This is a genomic window from Streptomyces sp. NBC_01707 (assembly GCF_041438805.1).
GTDB lineage: Bacteria > Actinomycetota > Actinomycetes > Streptomycetales > Streptomycetaceae > Streptomyces.
Genome location: NZ_CP109190.1, coordinates 8304472 through 8330969, shown reverse-complemented (window position 1 = coordinate 8330969; position 26498 = coordinate 8304472). Strand labels below are relative to the sequence as shown.

17 protein-coding genes are annotated in these 26498 nt (G+C 69.9%); 9 read left to right on the top strand and 8 right to left on the bottom strand.

Features of this window, described 5'->3' with window-relative positions; genetic code table 11:
• The first annotated feature begins 44 nt into the window (after positions 1-44).
• Positions 45-785, top strand: coding sequence for a class I SAM-dependent methyltransferase (locus tag OG963_RS37340; protein WP_093930812.1), 741 nt, complete (start codon positions 45-47; stop codon positions 783-785).
• A 399-nt stretch (positions 786-1184) separates the two neighbouring features.
• Here OG963_RS37340 and OG963_RS37335 read toward each other — a convergent pair whose 3' ends face one another.
• From OG963_RS37335 to OG963_RS37320, 4 genes are read right to left on the bottom strand one after another with little or no spacing between them, the layout of a single operon-like run.
• The gene (locus OG963_RS37335; protein ID WP_371799888.1) at positions 1185-2045 is read right to left on the bottom strand and encodes a DUF4232 domain-containing protein; all 861 of its coding nucleotides are present in this window, start codon (positions 2043-2045) and stop codon (positions 1185-1187) included.
• Positions 2029-2562, bottom strand: coding sequence for an RNA polymerase sigma factor (locus tag OG963_RS37330; protein WP_371126468.1), 534 nt, complete (start codon positions 2560-2562; stop codon positions 2029-2031). The genes OG963_RS37335 and OG963_RS37330 overlap by 17 nt, the downstream gene beginning before the upstream one ends.
• 20 nt (positions 2563-2582) lie before the next feature.
• Positions 2583-3236: a class F sortase gene (locus OG963_RS37325; protein ID WP_371799887.1), complete on the bottom strand. Its 654-nt coding sequence runs from the start codon at positions 3234-3236 to the stop codon at positions 2583-2585.
• A 3-nt stretch (positions 3237-3239) separates the two neighbouring features.
• Positions 3240-3962: a DUF4232 domain-containing protein gene (locus OG963_RS37320; RefSeq protein ID WP_093777734.1), complete on the bottom strand. Its 723-nt coding sequence runs from the start codon at positions 3960-3962 to the stop codon at positions 3240-3242.
• A gap of 533 nt (positions 3963-4495) precedes the next feature.
• Between OG963_RS37320 and OG963_RS37315 the strand changes: the two genes are divergently transcribed.
• Positions 4496-6946, top strand: coding sequence for a SpoIIE family protein phosphatase (locus OG963_RS37315; protein ID WP_093777732.1), 2451 nt, complete (start codon positions 4496-4498; stop codon positions 6944-6946).
• Between the two features lie 160 nt (positions 6947-7106).
• Here the strand turns inward: OG963_RS37315 and OG963_RS37310 are convergent, their stop codons facing one another.
• Entirely contained in the window at positions 7107-7820 is a 714-nt protein-coding gene (locus OG963_RS37310; protein WP_093777730.1) for a TetR/AcrR family transcriptional regulator, read from the bottom strand.
• Positions 7821-7955: 135 nt separating this feature from the next.
• Here OG963_RS37310 and OG963_RS37305 point away from each other — a divergent pair, with 135 nt between their 5' ends.
• From OG963_RS37305 to OG963_RS37295, 3 genes are all read left to right on the top strand, one after another.
• Complete coding sequence (locus tag OG963_RS37305; protein ID WP_371799886.1) at positions 7956-9176, top strand: saccharopine dehydrogenase family protein; 1221 nt, start codon at positions 7956-7958, stop codon at positions 9174-9176.
• 245 nt (positions 9177-9421) lie between these two features.
• Complete coding sequence (locus tag OG963_RS37300) at positions 9422-11785, top strand: GH92 family glycosyl hydrolase (protein WP_371799885.1); 2364 nt, start codon at positions 9422-9424, stop codon at positions 11783-11785.
• 273 nt (positions 11786-12058) lie between these two features.
• Positions 12059-13021, top strand: a complete 963-nt coding sequence (locus OG963_RS37295) for an alpha/beta fold hydrolase (protein WP_093777807.1) — start codon at positions 12059-12061, stop codon at positions 13019-13021.
• A gap of 240 nt (positions 13022-13261) precedes the next feature.
• Here OG963_RS37295 and OG963_RS37290 read toward each other — a convergent pair whose 3' ends face one another.
• The 3 genes from OG963_RS37290 to OG963_RS37280 form a co-directional block, all read right to left on the bottom strand.
• Positions 13262-15490, bottom strand: a complete 2229-nt coding sequence (locus OG963_RS37290) for a penicillin acylase family protein (RefSeq protein ID WP_371799884.1) — start codon at positions 15488-15490, stop codon at positions 13262-13264.
• Positions 15491-16308: 818 nt separating this feature from the next.
• Positions 16309-20343: an Ig-like domain-containing protein gene (locus OG963_RS37285; protein ID WP_371799883.1), complete on the bottom strand. Its 4035-nt coding sequence runs from the start codon at positions 20341-20343 to the stop codon at positions 16309-16311.
• Between the two features lie 237 nt (positions 20344-20580).
• The gene (locus OG963_RS37280; RefSeq protein WP_256223842.1) at positions 20581-21582 is read right to left on the bottom strand and encodes a hydroxyacid dehydrogenase; all 1002 of its coding nucleotides are present in this window, start codon (positions 21580-21582) and stop codon (positions 20581-20583) included.
• A 299-nt stretch (positions 21583-21881) separates the two neighbouring features.
• On the opposite strand from OG963_RS37280, the gene OG963_RS37275 reads away from it, so the two are divergent.
• The 4 genes from OG963_RS37275 to OG963_RS37260 all read left to right on the top strand — a co-directional run bounded on the left by OG963_RS37275 (position 21882) and on the right by OG963_RS37260 (position 26482).
• A complete protein-coding gene (locus OG963_RS37275) occupies positions 21882-22736 on the top strand; it encodes a sugar ABC transporter permease (protein WP_093777803.1) in 855 nt (284 codons plus the stop codon).
• Entirely contained in the window at positions 22733-23650 is a 918-nt protein-coding gene (locus tag OG963_RS37270) for a carbohydrate ABC transporter permease (RefSeq protein WP_319739978.1), read from the top strand. Before OG963_RS37275 ends, OG963_RS37270 begins: the two co-directional genes overlap by 4 nt.
• A 54-nt stretch (positions 23651-23704) precedes the next feature.
• Positions 23705-25351, top strand: coding sequence for an extracellular solute-binding protein (locus tag OG963_RS37265; protein WP_319330320.1), 1647 nt, complete (start codon positions 23705-23707; stop codon positions 25349-25351).
• 81 nt (positions 25352-25432) lie between these two features.
• Positions 25433-26482: a LacI family DNA-binding transcriptional regulator gene (locus OG963_RS37260; RefSeq protein WP_030922128.1), complete on the top strand. Its 1050-nt coding sequence runs from the start codon at positions 25433-25435 to the stop codon at positions 26480-26482.
• The last annotated feature ends 16 nt before the right edge of the window (positions 26483-26498 follow it).

The window sequence follows — 26498 nt, the reverse complement described above, 5'->3', positions numbered from 1 at the left end:
AATACGTCGACAGCGCCCTGTCGCGCCCGGCAAAGTGCACGCTCGTGACGAGCAGTGAACTGTGGACCCGTGCGACCGCCGACCGCTACGACGCCGAGGAGGACGAGATGTCCTCGGGCGCTGTTCTCGGTCCGACTCTCGACTTTCTCGCCGAACTCGCCGGAGACGGCCGGGCACTGGAATTCGCCATCGGAACCGGACGCGTGGGTGTCCCGCTCCGGAAGCGCGGCGTGCCCGTGGTGGGCATCGAACTGTCCGAACACATGGCAGCTGTTCTGCGGCGCAAGATCGACGAGGACGCGCTCCCGGTCACCATCGGGGACATGGCCGCGACCACCGTCCCCGGCAAGTTCACCGTGGTCTATCTCGTCTACAACACCATCACGAACCTGCTCACGCAGGACGAGCAGGTCGAGTGCTTCCGAAACGCCGCGCGTCACCTGACGCCCGGCGGCCGATTCGTCATCGAGTTGGGCGTGCCGCCGCTGCGGTTCCTGCCGCCTGGACAGGTCGCGGTACCGTTCGACGTCTCCGAGCGGCATCTCGGCTTCGACACCTTCGATCTGGTCGAGCAGATCCTCGTCTCGCACCACCTCACCCGCGACGGCGACGACGGCCGCTACCGCCGCGGCAGTTCCCGGCACCGGTACGCGTGGCCGGCGGAGCTCGACCTCATGGCACGGATCGCGGGTCTGGAGCTGGACCTGCGCGTCGCGGACTGGGACAGGGCGCCGTTCACCCAGGACTCCGCGAAGCACATCTCGGTGTGGCGCAAGCCGGCTTGAGGTGAGCCCCTGATCCCCCCGCTCATCGGCCGGTCCGGGACCGACGGGGCCGGACACACCGGACCGTGCCGCACCTGATCATTCCGAACGCTGCACCGACGCCTTGGCTGTCGTACCAGGGCGGTACGGTCACCTCCCGTGTCATCAAGTGCGAGGGCAGGGCTGGGGGTTGAGCGACGGCATGTAGGGCGGCCAGTGTCCCTGTGCCGCGCTCGCCGGACCACCGACGCATTCCGTGACCGCCCGGCACGCCGGCGACGCGCAGACGTGCCACCCGGATTGTGTGCGTCCCCGCACCTCGTTCGCCGCGGCGCGTGACCAACGGCGTCCTGCTGACCGGCCCTCGACGGACCCTGGGCCGGGACGCGAGGGCCCCGTGCCCGATCGGATGCAGCTGCGTCACGCCGGCGGGTTCCCTGACGTACCGTCGGCGAACGGCGTGACGCTGAACCGGTCGTCGCAAGTGGTGATCTCTCCCGGGATCACCAGCGATGCGGTGTCGCCCGGGGGGTAGACCCGCAACCGCGCCGACGTGGGCAGGCACTCCCCCTGCCGATTGATGGTGTGGATCGTGACGCTCGCGGAGCCGCCGGGCTCCAGGACCACCGGTGCGTACGTCCTGCGGTCGCGTGTCGCCGGTGCGCCGATCTGCTTTCCGCCCGCGTCCAGCAGGGACAGCCCCGGGTATCCGGAGACCTGGCACGCACCGGACGTACGGTTCGTGAGCACGAGGTACCGGTAGAGGTTGCCCGCACCGGCGTCGCCGCCGCCGAGCGAGGCGGTGAGCTGCGAAGCGGTGCACATCGGTGAGGTACCCGGCGTGCGACCGGACGGGCCGACTGTGCGGCCGGAAGCACCGGTCGTGCCGGCGGACGGGGCACTCGGCGCGTGGTGGGTGGGGGTCGGGTCGGTCGGGTGCGAAGGGGCGGAAGGAGAGGTGGAGGGGCTGGGCAAGGACGGGTGCGGGCCGGTCCGCGTACCGGTGACGGTGGGTACGACCAGCTCGTCGCCACCGTTCGTGGACATCACCCCGAACAGGTACGGCGCCCCGCCGAGCACCGCGGCGGCCGCCGCAGCCACCATCACCGCCCGGGCCCGCCTGCGGCGCGCGGCCCGGCGGCGGATGCGGTGGAAGGTGCCGGGCGGAGTGGCCAGGTAGGTGGCCGGCGGCCGCAGCAGCGGCTCCAGCGGGTCGGCCCGGCCGGCATCCAGCCGTCCGGTCAGGTCGCCGTCCTCACGGTCGTCAGGCGATCCGGTCATGGTGTCCCCCGAGCTCGGCGCGGAGCAGTTCGCGGGCCGCGTGCAGATCGGCCTTGACGGTTCCTTCCCTGCGACCCAGCAGCCTGGCCACCTCACGTACCGGCAGATCGGCGTAGTAGTACAGCAGGGCGGGGTTGCGCAGCCGCGCGGGCAGCGACTGCACCAGCATGCGTACGGAAGGATCGGTCTCGTCGTGCTGCTTCCGCTGTTCCTGGGCGGTGACACGGCGCATGGCCCCGCGTTCACGCTCCAGTTTGCGCCAGTGGTCGCGGACCAGGTTCGCCGCGGTCACATAGAGGAAGCCGCGGGGCTCCTCGACCCTGGCCCAGCGTGCCCACAAGCGGGTGAACGCCTCCGCGGCTATCTCGTGCGCGGTCTCGTCGTCCTCCACCAGCCGGCGCACCCAGCCCGCCAGCCGCGGGTAGACGGCCGCGAACAGTTCGGAAGCCGCGCGCTCTTGAGACCGGATGGCCGCTCGCCTCCCTCCTGTCGTGACACCCGTCGTGCCGGCCGGCAAGGCGACTGCCCGCTCCCCGCTCACGACGCGGCGACCAGCGAGGCGTAGACGATGACGTTGTCCGAGTAGCCGCCGGCTGCGCCGACCCGGGTGCCGCCGCAGGTGATGAGACGCAGCGCGGGGTGGTCGACGTTCCCGTACACACGCTGCGTCGGGAATCTTGTCTTGGCCACCGTCTGCACCGAGTCCACGGCGAACGTCGCCTCCGAGCCGTCCATGCGGGTGACCGACACCCGGTCGCCCGCACGCAATCGGGGCAGCTGCTTGAAGACCCCGTCCCCGTACCTGCCGACGGTGACGTGGCCGAGGATCACCGACGGCCCCGTCTGGCCGGGCGTCGGCGAGCCGTCGTACCAGCCCGCGGGTGCGTGCGCGGCGATCGGCGGCACGGCCACCTCACCGTCGGCGAGCAGGCCCAAAGACATCACGGCGGTGTCGACGCCGATCAGCGGGATGCGCAGCCGCTCGGGGAGTGAGCGCGCCATGGCGCGGACCGCGGCCGGCTGGGCCGAGGCGGTGGTGCCGGGCGGCGCGGAGACCGCGGCACTGCTGGAGGACGCCTCGGGGGCGGGCGCAGTCGGCGTGCAGCCGCTGATGAGGGTGAGAGCGGCCGCGGTGAGCGCGATCGCCGTACGGCCACGGAGCCGGTACACGGGTGGGGCGAGGGCGCTCAACGCTCAGCCCCGGCCCCACGCCCGACGCCGCAGCGCCACCGCGAAACCGGCACCGCCGAGTGCCAGCACTCCACCCGCTGCTGCACCGAGGGCCCTGCCGGGACGGGCCCCGCCGGTGGAGATGGCGGCCGTCCCGGTGTCCGGTGCGCCGCTGGGCACAGCGGTGACCTGCCCGCCGGATCCTGCTCCGGCGGTGGCGCCGCTGCTCGGCGAGGAACCCGCGGGGTTGCCGCCGGTGCCCGCGGCGAGCGGCGTGATGCTCAGCACGCTGTGGCAGTTGGTGATCGCGCCGACGAGGACCAGTGACGCGGTGTTGCCGGGTGGGTAGACCCGCACCCGGGTGGAGGTGGGCAGGCAGGTGCCCTGATGGTTGACGGTGTGGACGGTGTCGCTGGCCGAGCCGCCCGGCTTCAGAGTCACCGGCTCGTACGACGTGTGCTCGCGGGTCGCGGCCGGACCGATCTGCCGGCCGGAGGCGTCCAGCAGTGACACACCGGGGAAGCCGGTGAGGTGGCAGGTCGTCGAACTGCGGTTGGTCAGCACCAGGTAGCGGTAGAGGTTCCCCGCGCCGGCGTCGCCGGCGCCGAGCGAGCCCGTCAACTGCGAGGTCGCGCACATCGGCGTGCTGGATGTCTCTTGTCCGGGCACGGCCGCCGTCGCGGGGACGACGGTGAACACGGCGACGGCTGCGGCCGCCGCACCGGCGGCGAGTGGTCCCTTGCGCATGTCCTGCTCCCTCTCCTCAGGGCGGCCGCCGGCCCCATGGGCGGAGACCGGGCCGGCCGATCCGGGATTCGCGAACAGAGACGACGCGGCCCAGCATCGGGTTGTAAAGAAACGTCAAAGTCTGAGAGGCGCAGCGGGACTTGGTCCGGGTTCGAGGGTTCGGCTCGCAGCCGGGCAGCAGTGCGGGTGTGCCACGGAAGAGGCGCGTCGGCCGCGCGCTCACCGGGACCGGGGCCCGTGCCGGCAGGTGGGGCGCTCCGCGGGTTGTGGGCCCGCCGGCCGTCCGCTCGGACGGCCGGCGGGTGTCTCCCGTGCCCCGCCCCACGCCCGGTCAGCCACGAAGACCTCTGGGGCGGCCATGACCACCACTGATCATTCGGCGCTCGACCGGTGCACCGGGCGCCGTCCGGTCGCAGCCGTGCGTGCCCTGGCCGTGCACTCCGGGCACGGCCCGTACGGAGCGCTTCCATCGGATCGGGAATACGCTGCCGACGAGGGCTGCGGCCATGATCGAAAGTTGTGGGACGGCGCGGATGGCACGGAACACCGGAGGCAGCCAGGGGAGTGATGCGGTCGTCGGCGCCGAGGTGGCGGCGACCGCTGTGCTGGATTCCCGAGGTGTCGTTGTCCGGTGGAGCCCGGCTGCCGAACGGCTGCTGGGCCGTCCGGCGGCCCAGGTTCTGGGCCGGCCCGCCCTCGAACTGCTCGCCCGGCCCGAGCCGGCCGTGGTCGCCGCAACACGGCGCGCGCTGCGAGGGGTGCCGGAGGTACGGTCCGCGGACGTGACCGTGCGCTGCGGGGACGGCCGACTGCTGGAGCTGGTCCTGTGGGCGTACCCCTCGACCGGCCCCGAAGGCCCCGGGGCCGCGCCGCACTGGGTGGTCCTGGCCGTCGAGGCTGCCCAGATGCGCCGCTGGGAAGGCGACCAGGCGGTCATGGAGGGACTCTTCTCCCAGTCACCCGTCGGCCTGCTGGTCACCGATACCGAATTGCGATGCGTACGGCGCAATGTGGCCCTGGAACGCATGACCGGCATACCGACGACGGAACGGCTGGGCAAACGGATCGGTGAGGCACTGCCGGGCCTGAGCGCCGAGGCCATCGAGACGCAGATGCAGCAGGTCCTGGACACCGGCGTACCGACCATGGACTTTGTGCACCGCGGGCGCACCGTCGCCGACCCGGAACACGAGCATGTGTGGTCCACCAGTACCTTCCGGCTCCAGGACCCGGCCGGAGCCGTCCTCGGGCTGTGCCACGCGGTCATCGACGTCACCGCCAGTTACCGGGCCCAGGAACGGAGAACTCTGCTCAACGAGGCCAGTCTGCACATCGGCACCACCCTGGACGTCATGCGGACCGCGCAGGAACTGGCCGAGGTGGCCGTCCCCCGGTTGGCCGACACCGTCGCCGTCGATCTGCTGGACGCCGTCGTGGAGGGCGAGGCACCCGAGCCGGGTCCGGTCGAAGACAGCGTCACGCTCCGCCGGGCGGCATTTCGGTCCACCTGGCGCGGGCACTCCCGGGCGGCGTACGCGGTCGGCGAGCTGAGCCGGTTCGCCTCTTCCTCGCCGCAGGCCCGTTGCATGGCCGACCTCGAATCCCGCCTCGTCGCCAGACTGGACTACACCGCCGACTGGTTGCGGGACGATGCCCGGCGGGTGGTGGGACTCCGAGCCGCCGGCGCGCACTCCCTGATGGTGGTTCCTCTGGCCGCCCGGAACGTCCTGATGGGCGTGGCCAGCTTCTACCGGTGGCAGCAACCGGACCCGTTCGACGACGAGGACCTCACCCTCTCGGCGGAACTGGCCTCCCGGGCCGCCGTGTGCATCGACAACGCCCGCCGCTACACCCGTGAAAGCGCCGCCTCCCTGGCCCTGCAACGCAGACTGCTCCCCAGCGAGCTGCCCGAACTCCACGCCGTCGAGGTCGCCGCACGCTACCGACCGGCCGGCGCGGAGAGCGACGTGGGAGGCGACTGGTTCGATGTCATCCCGCTCTCCGGCGCCCGAGTCGCCCTGGTCGTCGGCGACGTCCCCGGACACGGCATCCACGCCTCCGCCACCATGGGGCGGCTGCGTACCGCCGTGAACACCCTCGCCGACCTCGACGTCCCCCCGGACGAGCTGCTCACGCACCTCGACGACCTGGTGGTCCGGCTCGCCGAGGAGGACGGTTCCTCCGGCTCCCCGCCGACCGCCGGCACCGTCACAGGGACCACCTGCCTGTACGCGGTCTACGACCCGGTCGAGCGACGCTGCACCCTGGCCTCCGCCGGCCACTACCCGCCCGCGGTGGTGCACCCCGACGGCAACGTCGAGTTCCCGCACCTGCCCGCGGGGCCGCCACTGGGCCTGGGCGGCATGCCCTTCGAGACCACCGAGCTGGATCTCGCGGACGGAACGGTGCTCGCCCTCTTCACCAACGGACTCCTCCTGGGACGGGACCCCGACATCGACGTCGGGCTTCAGGCACTGCGGCGCAGCCTGTCCCATCCCGACCGCCCGCTCGAGCAGATCTGCGACCAGGTGGCCGCCACCCTGCTCCCCCTCCGGCCACCGGACGACGTCGCGCTCCTGGTGGCCCGCACCCACGCCCTGGGGGCAGACCGCGTCGCGTCCTGGGACCTGGCCGCCGACCCGGCGCTCGTCGTGGAGGCCCGGTCCCTGGCCGCACGGAAGCTGACCGAGTGGGGTCTGAAGGAGATCTCGTTCATCGCCGAACTGGTGGTCAGCGAACTGGTCACCAACGCCATCCGCTACGGCCTTCCGCCGATCCGGCTCCGGCTGATCCGCGGCACCGACCTCATCTGTGAGGTCTCCGACAGCAGCAGCACCTCACCTCGTCTGCGTCGCGCCGGAGCGGACGACGAGGGCGGCCGTGGTCTGTTCCTCGTCGCCCAGCTCACCCAACGCTGGGGCACCCGTTACACCCCGAACGGCAAGACCATCTGGACCGAACTCGCCACGCCCCACACGATGTGACGCCACCAGGCTCCGCACCACTCACGGACCGGGCCCGTCCCTCGACCCGAAGCCCCCGCACGGCGGTTGAGCCGCACGGTCGGGGGACCCGGGGTACCCGGAAGGCGTCGGGATCGGCCGCACGGGACGGGGCCGCCCCGCAGCGGCGGCGGACGATCCTCTATCGCCGGGCGCGCAGGGCCTCCCACTGCGCCGCGGCGCCGTCCAGGAGCATCTCGAGGGCGATGGGATAGGCGCTGTCGACCATGCGGGTCGCCAGGAGGGGCGCCGCCTCGGCGATCCGGGGGTGTGTGCTGTGCGGCAGGCGGGCGTACGTCGACCGCCACATGTCCTCGTCGGCTCTGAGACTTTCGCGTGGCAGAGCCAGCGAGGCGGCGTCGAGTGCGGCGAACGCCAGGGTCTGGTCGATGAAGGCCTGGTAGATCCGCACCGTGTCCGGCAGGGGGAACCCCGCGGTGCGAAGCACGTCGAGGATGGCCTCGTCGGCGGCCAGCTCGTGCGCCCGGCCGGTGACCCGGTTCGCTGTCAGCAGTGCCGCCTGCGGATGCCCGACGTACACGGCGTGGATACGCAGCCCGAGGCCACGCAGGTCTGACCGCCACTCCCCCGTGGGCCGCCAGCCCTGCAGGGCCTGCCCGATGAGCGCGTCGCCGATGGCGAGGGTCAGATCGTCCATGCCGCGGAAGTACCGGTAGAGCGTGCTGGGATCGGCGTCCAGGGCCAGGCCGAGACGCCGGGCGGTGAGTCCCGTGCTGCCGTGTTCACGGAGCATCCGCAGGGCGGTCTCGAGAATCAGTTGCTCGGACAGCACGGTGCCGCTCCTGGTCGGACGGCGACGCCGCCGCTTCTCCTCGGGCACCACGGCCTTCGCCATCGCCGCCTCCTCGCCGCGCTCCTTATGCCAACACCATTGACCTTATCCGAGCACCCGGCGTTGGATCTCCCGGCAGGGCGCCCGCACCTCCGGTGCGCGCGGTCACGCCCTGTCTCCAGAGAGGAAGTCCGTGTCATGCGTGTTCTGCTTGTGGGAGCCGGCGGTGTGGGCACCGCGATCACCCGGATCGCGGCCCGGCGCACGTTCTTCGACGAGATGGTCGTGGCCGACTACGACCTGAGCCGGGCCGAGGCGGCGGTCGCCGCCCTCGCGGGTGCCGCGGGCCGCTTCCGTGCCGAGCACGTCGACGCGTCCGATCAGGCGGCGGTGACGGCGCTGCTGAAGCGGCACGGGTGCGACGTCCTGCTCAACGCCACCGACCCTCGGTTCGTGATGCCCCTCTTCCAGGCGGCGCTCGCGGCCGGCGCGACCTACCTCGACATGGCGATGTCCCTGTCGCGCCCGCACTCCGATCGGCCGTACGAGGAGTGCGGGGTCATGCTCGGCGACGAGCAGTTCGCGCGGGCCGCCGAGTGGGAGAAGGCGGGCGCGCTGGCCCTCGTCGGCATGGGTGTGGAGCCGGGGCTGTCCGACGTCTTCGCGCGGTACGCAGCCGATGAACTCTTCGACGAGATCGACGAGATCGGCATCCGCGACGGCGCGAACCTCACCGTCGACGGCTATGAGTTCGCCCCTTCCTTCAGCATCTGGACCACCATCGAGGAGTGCCTCAATCCGCCGGTCGTCTACGAGGCGGACCGCGGCTGGTTCACCACCGCGCCCTTCAGCGACCCGGAGGTGTTCGACTTCCCGGAGGGCATCGGCCCGGTGGAGTGCGTGAACGTGGAGCACGAGGAGGTTCTGCTCGTCCCCCGTTGGATCGACGCGCGGCGCGTGACCTTCAAGTACGGCCTGGGTGAGGAGTTCATCCAGACCCTCAGGACACTGCACCTCCTCGGTCTTGACCGCACCGACCCGGTGACCGTGCCGAGCGCTGCGGGGCCGGTGGGTGTGTCCCCCCGCGACGTCGTGGCCGCCTGTCTGCCGGACCCGGCGACACTGGGCGAGCGCATGCACGGCAAGACCTGCGCGGGCACCTGGGTGCGTGGCACCAAGGACGGTGCGCCGCGCGAGGTCTACCTCTACCACGTGGTCGACAACCAGTGGTCGATGGCCGAGTACGGCTCCCAGGCGGTGGTGTGGCAGACGGCCGTCAACCCGGTCGTCGCCCTCGAACTCCTGGCCACGGGTGCATGGACCGGCTCGGGAGTCCTCGGCCCGGAGGCCTTCCCCGCCCGCCCCTTCCTGGACCTGCTCAGCGCGTACGGCTCTCCGTGGGGGATGCGGGAGCAGTGACCGTCCTGGGTGCAGGGGATTCCGACCTCTTTCCCGGTGATCCCCTGCACCCACGACGACGGTGGCCGCGGGCCGGCCGCCACACCTCGGCCATGTCACCCGACGCCCGTACGCCTCGTGTGCTTCACAGCCGGCACCGACGGCACGGCTAACAGGCCGTCGGCAACCGTGGATTGACGGAACACCGCGGAAGAGAAAAGATCGTCGAGCTTGAATTGACAACGTTGTCGTACGAGAGGATCGCGATGAGAGCGTTGAAACGCGTGGTCACCGCCCTGTTGATAGCCACCACCGTGGCCGCGGCTTCCGTCACCTCCGGCGTCGCGAACGCCGAGGAGCGGGGACCGAAGTTCGCCGATGACCCCACCACACTGGTCGACACGTCGATCGGCAACAACGGTGACGGGACCACCTTCCCGGGTGCCGCCGCCCCGTTCGGCATGGTGCAGTTGAGCCCTGACACGCAGCTGAACAAGTACGCTTCCTACGACTACGAGCAGGACACCATCCTCGGCTTCAGCCACACGCACCTCTCGGGCGTCGGCTGCCAGACGATGGGTAACTTCCGTTTCATGCCGACCACCGGTGCGGTCACATCGTCCGACCCTGCGCAGTCCGGTGCGAAGTTCAGCCATGACAACGAGACCCGCGCGCCGGGCTACTACGGCGTGAAGTTCGACAACGGCATCAGGGCCGAGCTCACCGCAACGCAGCGGACCGGCCAACACCGCTACACCTACCCCGCCGGATCGGGCCCCCAGAACGTCCTCATCGAGGCCGGCGAGAGCAACGGCAGCACCTACGCCGGCGACGTGGAGGTGGTCGGCGACGACACCGTGGAAGGCTGGGTCCAGGGGGGCAACTTCTGCGGTGAGACCGGCAAGGAACGCTACCGGATATTCTTCAGCGCCAAGTTCGACCGGAAGTTCTCGAACTTCGGAACCTGGACCGACGGCACCCTCACCCCGGACCGGCGCGAAGCATCGCGCGGCGCCAAGCGTGCCGGCGCCTGGGTGACGTTCGACCCGGCCAAGGGTGACCAGGTCGGCACTTCGGTGGGCCTCTCCTACACCTCGGTCGACGGCGCGCGGCTCAACCGCAAGGCCGAGCAGCCCAAGTCGTTCGACAAGGCCCGCACCGGCGCGCACGACGCCTGGCAGGACGAGCTGAACCGCATGCGCGTGGCCGGTGGCAGCACCGCCGACCAGCGCACGTACTACAGCGCGCTCTACCACTCGCTGCTGCACCCGTCGATCGGGTCCGATGTCGACAACCGCTACCGCGGCTTCGACGACCAGGTGCATCGCGCGGATTCCACCTACTACCAGATGTTCTCGCTCTGGGACACCTACCGCTCGCAGAACCAACTGGTGGCCCTGCTGCACCCGGACAAGGCCGCGGACATGGCAAAGTCCGTACTGCGCATCTACGAGGACAGCGGCTGGCTGCCGCGCTGGGGTCTCGGCAACGGCGAGACCAACGTGATGAGCGGTGATCCCATCACCCCGTGGATCGTCGACATCTACAACCGCGGCCTGCTCGACAACCGCACCTCGCGCCGGCTGTTCGACGCGCTCTGGAAGAACGTCAATGAGGTCCCCGCGGACCAGTCGATCTTCCGCGGGCGTGACGGCAACCCGACGTACGTCAAGAACGGCTGGGTCGGCTACCAGAACCTGCCCGGTTACAAGTACGGCGACAGTCGCCAGGCGGGCTCGGCCACGCTCGAATACTCCCTCGCCGACTGCGCGCTGTCCACGATGGCCGGCCGCCTCGGCTACAAGGACAAGGCCGCGACGCTCGCCTCGCGCTGCGACAACTTCACCAAGCTCTGGGACCCCGACGTCACGTCGCAGGGCTTCTCAGGGTTCCCGGTCACGAAGAACGCGGACGGCACCGTCGCGGGCGACCCCGACCCGGCCCAGGCCGGCGCGTTCCACGAGGGCACCGCATGGCAGTACGAATGGCTCGCCCAGCAGGACCCGCAGACCCTTTTCGGGCTCATGGGCGGCCAGGCGAAGGCCGAGCAGCGGCTCGACAAGTTCTTCGACATGCCGACCGTGCTCACCGACCCGGCGAAGGCCGCTTCGGAGTCATGGGTGACCGGCGCGTACGACTACCACAACAACTTCGCCTTCAACCCCAACAACGAGCCCGACTTCCACACGCCATGGATGTACGCGTGGACCGGCGCACCGTGGAAGACCTCGGCCGTGCTGCGGGCCATGCGGACGCTCTTCACCGACGACGTGTACGGCATGCCCGGCAACGACGACCTCGGCGCCACCTCGTCGCTGCTCGTCTTCGCCATGACCGGCATCTTCGAGGCCCAGCCGGGCTCCGCCGACTACATAGTCACCGCGCCCATGTTCGAGAAGGTCGAGATCCGGCCTGAGCACGGACGCAGGATCGGCATCGAGGCCCCGGGCGCCAACGCGTCGAAGCTCCAGTACGTGTCCTCCGTGGACACGGACAAGGGCAAGCTGCGCCAGAACTGGCTCTCTCACAAGGACCTGCTCCGCTCCGGCACGATCAGGATCAAGCTTTCCGACAAGCCGACGAGCTGGGGCGTCGACGCCGCCCCGCCCGCCATGGCCTCGCAGGGCTGAGGTTGTGGGGTGCGGTCCCTCCCACAAGGAGGGCCGCACCCCGGCGGAGTCCCGTATGGCGAATTCCCCCTTCACCGACATCGCATCCGACCGCGACAACGCGTTCCATCGGGTCATCCCTGGTGGTTGCCGCACGGCCCACGATGCGCTCTCCGGACGGCACCGCGCCGACCCACGGCGAGACGAAAGGGGCGGGCTCCCAGCAGACCGATGACCTGCGCCGCCGCGCAGTGGAGACGCTGTCGGAAGGTCATGACGTATACGCTCAAGCACATGGTTGAGCATCGGATGATTGACACGAACGGGGTCCGACTGCACATCGCCGAGGAAGGCGAAGGCCCCCTCGTGGTGCTCCTGCACGGCTTCCCGGAGTCATGGCACTCCTGGCACCACCAGTTCGGTCCGCTGGCCGATGCGGGCTTCCGAGCAGTCGCCCCTGACCAGCGTGGATACGGGCGTAGCGACCGTCCCGACGCCGTCGATGCGTACAGCATCCTCCACCTGGTCGGCGACGTCGTCGGCCTGATCCAGGCACTGGGCGAGGAGAAGGCGTACGTCGTCGGACACGACTGGGGCGCGCCGGTCGCCTGGCACACCGCGCTGCTCCGACCGGACATGGTCCTCGGGGTGGCCGGCCTGAGCGTGCCACCCCCCTTCCGGGGTACCGAACCTCCGCTGGTCGCCATGGACAAGAGGTTCGGCGGCCGCTTCTACTGGAACTACTTCAACCGTCCCGGTGTCGCCGACGCCGAGTTCGCGAAGGACACGCGAACCACCCTGCGGAAATTCTTCTACTCGGCTTCCGGTGACGCTCCCGGCGCCGACGCGGGGAAGCAACCGCTGGTCGACCCCGAGCGCGGCTGGCTCGCGGACATGCCGGACCCCGAGGCACTCCCGGAGTGGTTCACCGAGGACGATCTCGACACGCTCACCGAAAGCTTCTCCAAGGGCTTCACCGGTGCTCTCAACTGGTACCGCAACCTCGACCGCAACTGGGAACTGACCGCTCCATGGCAAGGCTCGGTCGTCACCCGTCCCGCCCTGTACATCTACGGCGACCGCGACCCTGTTCCCGCCTTTCCAGGCACGCCCGAACTCATCGAACGTCTCCCCGGCCTGATGCCCGACCTGCGGCGCAAGCCACTCAAGCTGGCGGGCTGCGGACACTGGACACAGCAGGAGCGCCCGGCCGAGGTGAACGCGGCGCTCATCGAATTCCTCACCGCCTGTTCCTGAGCCCGGCCCACCCGATCACTCGACCTGCCATCCGTGCCCGAGCGCGGCAAGTCGCTGCCGGTGGCGAACCGAAGACGGGGGCGGCCACACGTACGGTCTCCATGCGTCAGGGGCCGTCCGAAGACGGCCCCTGACGCAGACAACCGCGCCGCTCCGCTCAGGGAAACTCAGCGATGCCCGGCAGCTCAGATCGCACAGAGCACACCGCACACCCGACCGCGCCCGTTCCCGGGCGACCGGTCACCTACCCGGCCGGTACCTCCGCTCGACATGGCCCTCGAGGTCATCGGGATAGAAGTAGACGCGCCGCAGGTCGCCGTCGGCGTAGCGCTCGGCCTGGTCGTCGAAGTGCGGCGAGTCGGGATGCCCGCTCACCCCGCCCGCCGTCACCGCCCAGGCGCGCAGTCGCGGCCCGAACTCCACCACCGCCACGAAACTGTTGCCGCTGGTGCCGTAGTAGCGCTTCGTCCCCGGGTAGGCCTTGGCTCCGAACGAGGCGAGGGAGCCCCATCGCGACGAGGTGAAGGGCACGGGGATGCTCGGCTTGGCGTCGTTGAACTCCTGGACGATCGCACCGTCGTTGCGCTGGTAGCGGTTGATCTCGCCCCACGGCACCTTCCAGCTGCCGAAGTCCCGCTGCAGCCGCTTCGTCGCCGTCTCGAGCGCGCCGAGCCGCTGCGCGTCCGTGGCGCGGTCGGCCATGTAGTCCCATACCGACATCCCGGCGTCCGCCGCCGCCTGGGAGGTGAGCGCCCACAGGTCCTCACCCCAGAACACGGCCACCGACGTCGCCGTCGACTCCGCGCCCCACCGGTGGTCCCAGTCTCGGAGCAGGCCGATAGGACCGGCCAGCCTCGTCTTCTGCCCGTCGCTCACCGGTAGTTGGTACCAGGCGGCGACGAGGTCCGGCACCAGCCGCGCGAAGGCGGTGAGGTACGGATCGAACGCGGCCTTGATCAGCGACTGCGGAGTGAAGTCGTCGCGTGCGGTCAGCACCCGGACCGCCTGCGGCCCGCGCGGGTTCTCACCGACCCGGTCGAAGTAGCGTGGGTAGTCGGCCGCGACAGGGCTGTCCGCGCCGGCGGCGGTCCAGGGCCAGTTGTTGGTGTTGAAGGCCCAGCCGTTCTTCGGGTTCACGGCCTTCGGCATGCTGTCCAGGCTGTGCAGTCCATGCCAGTCGGTCGCCGGATCACTGCCGTCGACGGGCTTGAGACGGTCGAATCGGGCGTCCCTCACCGGCATGAACTGCGGCATCAGGAAGGCGATATCACCCTTCGAGTCCGCGAAGAGTGTGTTGTTCGAGCTGTTCGCCTTCAGTCCCGCGATCTTCAGGTACTGCGTGTAGTTCTGCGTCGTGGTGCGCAGGAAGCTCTGCTCGAGCGCCGCCACCGGCTTGTTCATCAGCGCACACGCGATCCACTTGCCGTCCGCCTCGCGCACGATCGGGCCGTGGTGGGTGGCGAACGTGGTGAAGCTGCGCTCCTCCTGCCCGCCCTTCTCGGTGCGGAAGGACAGGGTGATCGTCTTCGTGGTGACGGGGCGCAGTTCGCGGCCGTATCGGTAGGACCGGGTTCCGTCGGCCCTCGTCACGATCGTCTCGGCGAACTCATCGATGTTGTCGACGCCGCTCGTCGTGTGCATCCAGCCCGTGTGCGCGTTGAAGCCCTGATAGATGAAGAACTGCCCCCAGGTGGCGGCGCCATAGACATTCAGCCCCTCGCGGCTCGTCACATGCTGCTCCGCACGGAAGAAGAAGCTGGTGTGCGGGTTGATCAGCAGCAGCGCATGGCCGTCCCGCGTGTGACTCGGCGCGATGGCCATGCCGTTCGACCCCGTGGGTTCACGCAGCACCAGCCCACGCTCCTCGTCGGTCATCGGGACGTCCCGCTCACCGTAGAAGGCCTCGAGTTGGGTGAGCAGCACCGACTCGATGTCGCCGCCGATGCTGCCTTCCGAGAAGCTCAACGGCATCCACGGCTCGAATCGGTCGAGCACACGCGGGCGCACCTCAGGGTGCGTCGCGAGGTAGTAGTTGAGTCCGCCCGCCCACGCCTGCATCAACGTGCGCAGCCACGCCGGGCACTTCGCGTACTCCTTCTTCAGAGCCTCGGGGTCGAGGAACAGCCGCTGACGCAGGTCCTGCCAGATCGCGCCCTCGGCCTCGGCAAGACGTCCCAGGGCAACGAGGTAGTTCTGCTCGATCCGGTTGAAGTCGTCCTCCGCCTGCGCGTACATCATCCCGAACACCGCGTCGGCATCGGTCTCGCCCACGACGTGCGCAACGCCCCAGTCGTCCCGCGTGATCGTCACCCGGGCGGCATGCCTGCGCCAGCTGGCCTCATCGGCCGAATTCGGCGCCGATGCGGCGAACGCGGTGCCGGACGGCAGCCCCGCGGCGGCAACGGCCAGCCCGGCGGCTCCGCCCAGGACGCGGCGTCGGCTCGGTCCGGGGTTCTGCGCATGGCTCATGAGTGGCTCCTTCTTCCTTCGAGGGGAATCCGTGCAGCTTCACGTGATCTTGTGGACGGGGCAGGGGCCAGCCGCCGGCACCGTGACGCCCTGTCCGGCCGGCACGGCATGCCTGTCGGACCGCCACGTCGCCGCACCGCCCGACCGGGCGCGATGAGCTCGGCGTCCTCGCGCCATGAAGCCCTGACCCGATCCGTGCGCATGCGCTCCTCACGGCCCGCGACCGGACGCGCATCCGCCATGCGTGGCTCGGATGCGGGACGACCCATCGCTGCCGACGCCTTCGAGGCGAACGGAGTGGTCGCCGTCCACGGTCACGAGGACGCCCGTCGCTCGCGGGGCTCCGCCGGGATCTCACCTCGGTCGCCCACAACCTCAGCCACGGCGGCGGCAGGGCAGGCCGGCCCGTCGACAGGCACATCACGCCGGTCCCGGAAACGCGTGTCGGCGACCTGACGCTGCAACGCCGCTCGGCCCGACACCCTTGGTCGTCCCCCCGAGATGGCGCCCACGGTCATCACCCTGATCGTCACCTCCACCAAGCGCCCGGCAACCATGACCGGATGACCTCCCTCACGGCACGCGCGAGTTCCGGTGATCACCCCACGACAGTCCTATCCAGGAAGAGGAGTCCTGACAAGGCCTCACCCCTTCGCGAGCGGAGGCACAGGTCGACCTGCGGTGAGCGACGACGAGTGCGGGCGCCTCCAGGAGCGCTGCAGCCCACGCGGCATCGTCGGATTCGCGGAAGCCCGCAGGGCCCGACAGACAGGAGCGGCCCGGCCGTTCGGCCGGACCGCTCCCTGCCGCGCTGCTGGTTACGCCACCGTCACCTTTACGATGGCCGATTCCGCCGGGGTGCCGGTCGGGTCGGCCGCGGTGGCTTCGAACGTGTGCGGTCCCGCGGCAAGTTCGCCTGACCCGGTGCAGGTCCAACTGCCGTTGTCGGAGACCACGGCCTTGCACAGCGCCGCATCGTCGGACGTCACGGTGACCGTCGCACCTGGCTCCGCGGACCCCGACACGTCCGGGGCGGCACCGACGGTGCCGCCCGCCGCGGGCGAGGCGACCTTCACCGCCGGCGCGAAGTCGGTGACGTTCGGGACGCCGTCACCGCTGATCTTCACCGCCACACTGTGCACCGTCAGTTGACCACTGCCGTTACGCAGCCGGAAGTCGGCCGCCGAGTGCTGCTGGCCGCCGAAGTAGGCGTCGGTGGCCGTCACGGTCGCGGTCTTCCAGGTGTTGCTGCCGGTCAGCGTGATTCCCGCGGTGGACTTGTACGGGTCGGAGCCGCCGTTGTCGTACTGCACGGAGAACGAACCGGTGCCCTGGTCGTAGTAGGAGAGGGTGAAGGTCGCCGTGTAGTACCCGGCGTGCGCGATCGAGTCGTCGACGTCGAAGTAGATGTTGCCCTGGGTGCTGGTGCGCGCGGACAGGCCGTCGACCACCGAGGCGGTCGTCGGGCCGTCGAAGCCGCCCGAGGGCCGCTCGTCCTCGGTCATCCCGTACGCGTGGTCGGTGGCGCCGACGACCGCGCCGACCACGGCGGTGCCGGGCGGCAGGTCGGAGGCGTCGAAGGCGACCCCGGCCGAGGCGTCGCTGACCATGCCGCCCGGGTCGGCGACCGTCGCCGTGGCGGTCTGCCGCCCCGGGGTGAAGCCACCGTCGGGGGCGCAGCTCCAGGCGCCGCCGTCGTCCGCGGTGGAGGTGCACAGCACCCGTGACACCTCGCGCACGGTCACCGTGCCGTCGGGGATCGCCGTACCGGACACCGCCGAGCCCAGTTTGACGGTCGCGCCGCCGCGCGGGGTGGTGATCGCCGGGGCCGGCGGGAAGGCGCGCCGGTCGGGCACCCAGGCGCCGGTGACCGTCAGGCCCACGCTGTGCACGGTGAAAGGCCCGGCCGCCGAGTGCAGCCGCAGGTCGCCGCCCGCGCTCTGCAGCCCGCCGAACCAGGCACCTTTGAGGGTGACGTCCGCGGTCTTCCAGGTGTCGGTGCCGGTCAGCGCGATGGTGCCGGCCTCGTGGTAGCGGTCCTTGGCCCCGGCGTCGTACTGCACGGACAGCGACCCGGTGCCGGAGTCGTAGTACGACACCGTGACCTTGGCGTCGTAGGACCCGCTCGCGGCCACGTCGTCGGCGACGTCGAAGGACAGGTCGCCTTCTGTGGTCCGGGCGGTGAGCCCGGCCACGTCACCCGCGGTGGTGGGGGAGCCGGCGTCCTCGGTCTGGCCGAGGCCGTAGTCCCGGTTGGTGCCGCCCAGCACGGTGCCGACGGTGGCGCTGCCGGACCGGCCGGCCGCGTCCAGGCCGAGCTGTACGCCGCCCAGGTGCCGGGCCGTGGCCGGCGCGCTACCGGTGACCTGCGCGAACGGCAGAGCGGTGGTGGGAGCGGCGACCTGCTGCACCAGGTAGGACTTGCCGGACTTCACGGGGACGCTCAGCAGGTCCGCGGTGCTCGCACGGACGACGACATGGCCGCTCTTGCCGTCCACGACCTCGGTGGGCTTCCCCGGCCACGGGTTCTTCACCCGCAGAGTGCCTGAGGTGCCGGCCTCGATCGCGGCGGTGACCAGCTTGCCGCCCTGTACCTGCACGTCCACCTTGCTCCTGCCCTGGATGTAGACGCTGCCCGCGCCGTTCCACTCGGCCGGCCAGGCCGGGGCGAAGCGGACGATGCCGTCGTATTCCTGGGCCAGCGCCTCGCCGACCGCGGTCGCGACGCCGGACTCCTGCTCGATATAGGGCTGGAAGCCGACCGAGTTGCCGAGGTCGGCGAAGCCGTTGGGGTAGACCTGGTGCCCTTCGGTCAGCGAGATCAGGTTGGTGCGCACCTCGGCGGGGTTCTGCAGCCGGGCCGCGTCGATGGCGTCCATCGACCAGTCGTTGCCGCCCTTGTTGGGCCGGTGCGCGTAGCTGCGCTGCTCGAGCGAGAACAGGTCGGCGTCCTGGTCACTGATGGTGTTCCACGGCCACAGCGGCTCCAGTTCGATGTTCTCGCCGTTCCTGCGCTCGGCCGCCGGCTCGTACGAGATCGCGATCATGTCCGTGCCGGTGGCGTCCGCGGCGGCGGTCTCGGCCGCGGTGTAGCCGGGGTTGAGCAGCCGGCCGCGGGTGGCCTGGTCGGTGCGCGGGTAGGGCGGGATCTGCGTCTGCGCGGTGGCGACGCGGGCCACCAGGGCCTTGTCCGCGCCGCGGTCGGTGCCGAGCACACGCGCGATCTTGCCGATCAAGGGGAAGACCGCCTGGTCGAGCGCGATGTCGGTGGTCGGGTCATGGACCGCCCACTGGGTCTCGTGGGCGTTGGCGTCGGCGTGCAGCAGGCCGTCGGCGCCCACGGTCTGGTAGGCCAGCTGGAATTCGGTGACCGACTTGATGAACGGCCAGTACCGCTTCAGCGCGGCCTTGTCGCCGGTGCCCTGGTACTGCTCCCACATGTAGAGCGCGACCTCAGGACCCGAGGAGATGTCCAGGGCGTTCCAGTTGGGGCTTCCCGGCTCGCTGCACGAGCCGTTCTCGCCGACCCCGGGAGAGATGCCGTTGCCGTTGAAGCGCATCGTCTCCGGCAGACAGGCGCCAGGACGGCCGCCCATCTGCTGCTTGGTCCACGCCTCGATGGCGGGCAGGTCGTCGGCGTACATGTCGAAGATCGGGGTGTTGAGCTGGTAGTTGCCCGAGCTCATGTTCGCTGCGATCTGGGTGCGCAGGTTCCACAGCCAGTACGCGGACGGCGTCCAGGTCTGGGCGTCCTTGTTCCAGGCGAACATGTCGGCCTCGCCGGCCTGACTGCCCGGGTAGATGCCCTTCTTCATCGACGCCGCCTCTTCGTAGAGGTACAGCGTGCGCAGGTTCTCGATGTATTCGGCGCTGCCGTCCGCCGAACTCATCGCGATCAGGCCCGAATGCGCCCAGAAGTCGTCCCACCAGCGGTCCTGCGTGGACGTCAGGTTCCGTACGGACGCGGTCGCGTCATGGCCGATCACCTTGGCGGCGGTCTTGGCGGCGTCGCCGCCCGTCCAGCCCGGCGAGGCGACGACGACCCGGAAGGTGCCGTCGGCGTGCGGGGTGAAGCTGACCTTGACCTGTGTCGGGCCGCTGACGACGGTGCTCACCCGACGTCCGCCCGCGGTGATGGCGGCGAGCGAGCCGAAGGTCCTTCCGCTGCCGATCGGCGGACTGCCGTCGGCCCAGGTCTCGGCCAGGGTGCCGACGGTGCCGGACACGGCGGCGGTGGGCTTGCGCGGCGACCACAGGTTGATGGTGGCGGTCTGCGCGACGTCCGGGTCCGCGCCGGAGACGTCGACGATCAGCTCGTCCTTCTCCGCCGCGACCCAGGCCTTCATCGACATGCCGCCGCCGGACTCACGCAGCACGCCGTCGGTCAGGTCCAGCTGCCCGCGGAAGTCGGCGGCATGTGAAATGACGGACAGGCCGGGGATGTTGAGCCTGCCGGGCGACTTGCGGTCCGGCATGGTGTCGGAGCGGTTCAGCTGGGCGGTGAAGCCGCCCGCTGCCCAGGCCGCCACGCCGAGCGATCCGTTGCCCAGCGGCATGGACGCGGTCGGGTCGGAGTTCGGCGAACCGAGCACGATGTCGGAGCGGCTGACGACACCTGCCGGGTCGAGCGCGAAGTCTCCGTGCTTCCAGGCGGTGGTCGGTCCCGCGGCCGCGGCGGCGGTGCCGCCGTCGACCACGGCGGTGGCCGCGAGGGCGGTGAGCGCCGCCGAGCAGAGCGCGACGACCCGTCTGTACGGAACCCGCCGGCGACGGCGGGGGAATTTCTGCACGATGCCCTCCAGGGCGTACGGCTCACAGTCAACGGTGTTGACGTAGTGGTCCGATGAATGCATCTGCCTTCATGCATGACTGCACTGCAGCGTGCAGAAATCAGGCGCTGGGCTCGCATAACATCGGATGACTGTCGTTCTAGACCATCCATGACGACGGCGTAAAGACCCAGGACGCACAAAAGCGCCGGCCCGCGGACGCTCCACGGAGGCGAAACCGCCGCCCGACCATCCGCCCGAGCAATTCACCGAGCCGGCCCGCTCCACCGTTCCCGCATGCCACCTCGCCGGTGAGCGGCCTCAGGCGAGCCGAGTCAGGTCGGCTCGCCCGAGACCGCCGCGCAGGGGCTCCCCGCGAGCGAAGCGCTCCGCCTCCTCGACGGCGTAGACGCCGAGGCGGCGCACCTCGCTGCCCTGGGCACCCGCAAGATGCGGGGTGGTCAGGACGTTGGGGAGCGTGAGGAGCGGATGGCCGGCGGGGAGCGGCTCCGGGTCGGTGACGTCCAGGAAGGCGTCCAGACGGCCCGAGGCGCACTCGCGGGTCAGGGCGTCGGTGTCGAGCAGGCTGCCACGGGCCGTGTTGACGACGGTCGCACCGTCCGGGACGAGCGCCAGCATCGCAGCGTCCATCAGATGCAGCGTTTCGGGGAGTTGGGGGGCGTGGATGCTCACCACCGAGCTACGGCCGCAGAGTTCGTCGAGCGGGACCAGCTCAGCACCCAGAGACGCGGCCTCCCGCCGGGTGACGTACGGGTCGGCGAGCAGAAGCCGGTAGTCGCTGTCCGAAGCGGAGAGCCGGGCGAGCACGCCGCGGCCGATACGGGAGGCGCCGATGATGCCGACCGTCCGGCCGTCCGCACCCTCCCGCTCCGAGAACGCGGGCCAACTCTCCCCATAGCGCGCGGCGGTGGACAGAGCACGCTTCGAGGCGAGGGTGATGACGGCGACCGTGTAGTCCACGACGGGGCCCGCGTTGGCGTCCGCCGCCGAGGAGACGAGCAGACCGCGCTCCCACACCGCCTCCGTGACCAGGCTCTTGACCGACCCCGCGGAGTGGACGATCGCCTGCAGCCGTGGTGCCAGGGCCAGTACGTCCGCGGCGAGCGGCGGGCAGCCCCAGCCGGTGATCAGGAGCTGGGTATCGGCGAGGACGGCGCCCGCTTCCGTTCCGGTGAGCGATCCGGTCAGCGGCTCGTCCGTCAAATCGACGCAGCGCCGGAGCCGTTCACGCAGCCCGGGCGGGAACACCGCTGGGGCGACGTCAAGTCCCATGGCCAGCACGGCGGTTGGTCGGTCGGCCACGAATGCCCACTCCTTGCCTGTAACCGGTTCCACAACAGTGCAGGAGGTTAGAGCGGTTTCTCCCAAGAGGTCAAGAGCAGTAAGGGCGCGATGGGTTGACCCCCTCATGTAACCGCTTTAGATTCCTCGCACCTTGTTCCCACGACGGAGGGGTTGCCGTGCCCACGGTGACAGAGAATCGGACCGACGGCGGAGCGGTTGAGCCACCCATCGAGCGGACGTATCACCTCAACTCGGCCATTCCTTCAGAGAGTCAGTGGTGGAAGCGTTTCCAGTCGAGTCGTACCCTCGTGCTGCTGATGCTCCCGGGGCTGGCGTACTTCCTGCTCTTCCACTACGGCGCCTTCATCGGCAACGTCGTGGCGTTCAAGGAGTACGTGCCGTTCGACGGACTGTGGGCCAGCCCCTGGGTCGGCGTCGAGAACTTCAGCCGGATGTTCGGTGACCCGGACTTCTGGCACGCCACCTGGAACACCCTGGCGATCGCCCTGCTCCAACTGATCTTCTTCTTTCCCGTACCGCTGGCCATCGCCCTGCTGCTGCACGGCCTCACCTCGGACCTGCTGCGCCGCTTCGTGCAGTCCGTGGTCTACCTGCCGCACTTCCTGTCCTGGGTCATCGTCGTCGCCCTCTTCCAGCAAGTTCTCGGTTCGACGGGCCTGTTGAACAGTGCTCTGGGCGATGCCGGGCTGCACGCCGTCGACATCATCGGCAACCCCGACGCATACAAGCCGCTCGTCGTCGCCCAGGTCGTCTGGAAGGACGCCGGCTGGGGCACGATCATCTTCCTCGCCGCCCTGATGCAGGTCGACGAGCAGAGTTACGAAGCGGCCGCCATCGACGGCGCCGGCCCCTGGCGCCGCTTCTGGCACGTCACCCTGCCGTCCATCAGACCCGTCATCGTGCTGCTGCTGATCATGCGACTCGGCGACGTACTGTCCGTCGGTTTCGAGCAGATGCTGCTGCAACGGTCCACGGTGGGACCCGGCGCCGGAGAGATCCTCGACACCTTCGTCTTCTGGCAGGGCCTGGTCGGCGGCGACACCGGCTACGCGGCCGCGGCGGGCCTCTTCAAGGGAGTCGTCGGCGCGGCCCTCGTCTTCGCGGCCAACAAGGTCGCACACCGGCTCGGAGAGCAGGGGATCTACAAGTGACCACCGCCGCACATCACGCACGTCCGGCCCGGCACGTCCGTCCCGCCTGGGCGGAGAAGCCCAGGCCCGTCACCCAGGCGGGCAAGGCCGTCGCCGTCGCCGTCCTGCTCGTCCTGGTCCTGATTCCCTTCCTGGTGATCGTCTCCACCAGCCTCGCCTCCAACCAGGAGGTGGTCGACAACGGCGGCTGGGTGCTCTGGCCCTCGCACCCGACCACCCGCGCCTACCGGCAGATCCTCGACGGCGGCATCGTCACCAAGGCGCTCGGGGTGAGCGTCGGCGTCACCCTTTTCGGGACGCTCCTCTCGCTCGCCTGCACGACGTTCCTCGCGTACGCGCTGAGCCGTCCCAAGGTCTTCGGCGCCAAGCCGGCACTCATGCTCATCCTCTTCACCTTCCTCTTCCCGCCCGGCATGATCCCGGCCTTCCTCCTGGTCAAGGGGATGGGACTGCTCGACAACTACGCCGCACTGATCGCGCCCGTACTCATCAACGTCTTCAATCTCGTGGTCCTGCGCGGCTTCTTCCAGGGGATCCCCGAAGAGCTGTACGAAGCCGCCCGCCTGGACGGCGCGGGCGACTGGCAGACCCTGTGGCGCATCGTGCTGCCGCTGTCCAAGGCCGCGCTCTCGGTCGTCGGCCTCTTCTACGCGGTGAGCTACTGGAACGCCTGGTTCCATGCCTCGATCTACATGAACTCCGACCACTGGCCGCTCCAGCAGGTCCTACGCACCTACGTCATCGGTGGCGCACAGATCGCCGACACCGGGGCCAGCGAGGCAGGCATGATCTCCGCCCCGCAGACGACGCAGATGGCAGTGCTCGTGATCGCGACCGTACCCATCCTGATCGTCTACCCCTTCCTGCAGAAGTACTTCACCAAAGGCGTGCTCACCGGCGCCATCAAGAGCTGACCCCACCTCTCCGACACCCCAGCCCCAGAGCCGACTCGAAGGGTTTACCTCGCCATGTCCTCCTCCCTCTCGCGCCGCACCCTGCTGCGCTCCATCGCCGCCGGTGGCGCCGCGATCGCCGCCCCCGCCGCACTCGCCGCGTGCTCCACCAGTTCCAAGGACCGTCAGGTCAGCAACGCCGGTACGAAGCTGGCGCCCTGGCCCGCCTACGTCGCCGCCCCCGTACCCACGCCCGAACTCGCACCGTCCGCCGACGGCGTACAGGCCGGGTACACCCGCTACCCCGACAAGCTGGTCAAGGCGGTGGCGGACAAGCCCGGCAGGGGCGAGAAGATCAAGGTCATCACTATCACCTACGGCACCCCGCCCAAGCCCGCCTCGCAGAACAAGTACTGGGCCGCGATGAACGAAGCCCTCGGTGTGGAGATCGAGTTCACCGTCGTGCCCGACGCGGACTTCGACGCCAAGATGGCCACTGTCATCGCAGGTGGCGACCTGCCCGACATCATCAATGTCGGCGGCGGCCACGTACTGCCCAGCAAGGAACAGTTCGTACGGGCACGCTGCGCCGATCTCACCGAGTTCCTGTCGGGCGACGCGATCAAGGAGTACCCCAACCTCGCCAACATCCCGACCTACTCCTGGCAGGGCCTGGGCCGGATCGCGGGCCGGCTCTACGGCGTACCCATCGAACGCCCGAAGCCGAACGAGGCCATCTTCATCAACCGCACCGCCTTCGACGCGGCCGGCTACAGGCCGGGGATGTCCGCCGCCGACTTCGCGGCCGTGGTGAAGGAGGCCTCGACGTCGAAGAAGTTCGCGCTCGGCTCGTCCATGTCCACCGTCTACGGGCACAAGACCCACGCCATGTGGCACGGCGCCCCCAACGACTGGGAGATAAAGGACGGCAAGGCCGTCGACATGTGGGGCACCGAGGAGTTCAAGGCGACGCTGGAGTACCTGGTCGCCAGGAACAACGACAAGGTGTTCTACCCGGACGCCTCCTCCACCTCCACCGTCGACATCAAGACGCTCTTCTACAACGGCACCCTCCTCTCCATGGCGGACGGTTTCGCCGGCTCCCTGCTCCCGGCCCAGCAAGGCATCAAGGGCGCATACGAACTCGACGTCCTCACCCCGTACACCGTCAGCGGCGCGACCCCCCACTACCAGCAGAACACCGGCTACTTCGGTGGCACCTACTTCAAGAAGGCGTCGAAGGACCGCATCAAACTGCTCCTGCGGGTCCTGGACTGGCTGGCCTCGCCGTTCGGCTCCGAGGAGTATCAGCTGATGCACTTCGGCGTCGAGGACACCCACTTCACCCGCGACGCGACGGGCAGTCCCATCCTGACCTCGCTCGGCCTGATCGAGAACAAGATCAATGTGCCGTTCGCCTACCTCTGCGACGCCCCCACCGTGCTGTTCGTGCCCGGCGACCCCGAACTCACCGAGCGGGTGCACGCCTGGGAGCAGAAGGTGATGCCGATGATGAAGCCCAACGACAGCGCGGGCCTGGTCTCGGAGACCCTCAGCAAGCACAACGCGACCCTCGGCCAGCTTCTCAAGGACGGGACCACCGCCATCATCTCCGGCCGCAGCAAGCTCTCGGAGTGGGACTCCATCTACAAGAAGTGGCGCGACCAGGGCGGCGCCAAGGCCGCAGACGAACTGGTCAAGGAATTCGAGTCGACCCACTGACCAGCAGGTAGGGCAAGATGGTCCCGGGTGACCGCCGCGAGTGCTGTCACCCGGGGCGGCGAACGACAAGAGGGGGCAGTGGTGGGGGAACGGGTCACCATCCGTGATGTGGCGGCGCGTGCCGGGGTCTCGGTGGCGACCGCCTCCCGGGTCCTCTCCGGCACCCATGCGACCTCGGCCGGTGCCCGGACGAAGGTGCTTCGCGCGGTCAAGGACCTCGACTACGTGATCAACCCGCACGCCCGCGCTCTGGCCGGCACCGGTCGCAAGACCGTCGCCGTCCTCATCTCCCAGGTCACCAGCCCGTTCTATGCGAAGGTCGCCCAGGGCGTGGAGGAGGAGAGCGCCAAGCGCGACCGCCTCTGTCTGGTGTGTACGACCGGAGGTGACCCGGCCCGCGAACTCGCCGTCGTACAGATGATGCGCGAGCAGGCGGCGGAGGCCGTGGTGCTGGTCGGCGGGGTCGCGGAGGACGAGGACTACCGGGCGCGGATGGCGCAGTACGCCCAGGCGCTCGCCGCCGCCGGTTCGCGTCTGGTGCTCTGCGGCCGGCCCACGCCCGCACCCGATGTACCCGCGATCGTCGTCGAGTACGACAACGAGGCGGGCGCACACGCCGTCACCAGCCACCTGCTGGGCGCCGGACACCGTGAAATCGTCCTGCTGGGGTACGAACCGGGGCACACCACGGGCGAGGCTCGCGTCGCCGGATATCTCAAGGCCCTCGCCGACCACGGGCTTCCGCCGTCGGCAGCCCGGCTGCACGGCACCCATTTCAGCCGGATCGCCGGGTACGAGGTGATGCGCGAGCTCCTCGACGCGTGCGACGGGCGGCCCGACTTCACCGCGGTCGTCGCGGGGGACGACGAGAGCGCGGCTGCCGCGATGCGCGCCCTCCAGGAGCGCGGGCTGCGGGTGCCGGAGGACATCTCCGTGGTGGGCTACAACGACGACCCGGTGGCCGCCGAGGTCACCCCGCGGCTGACCACGGTCCACATCCCCGCCGAGGAGCTGGGCCGCACCGCGGTCCGGCTCGCGCTGGACGGGCCACCGGCCACCGGTCCCGAACGACACGTCCTGGGCACGCACATCGTGATCCGTGAGAGCGTCAGGCCGCTCCCCCGCATCTGACGTACGCCGCTGGTCG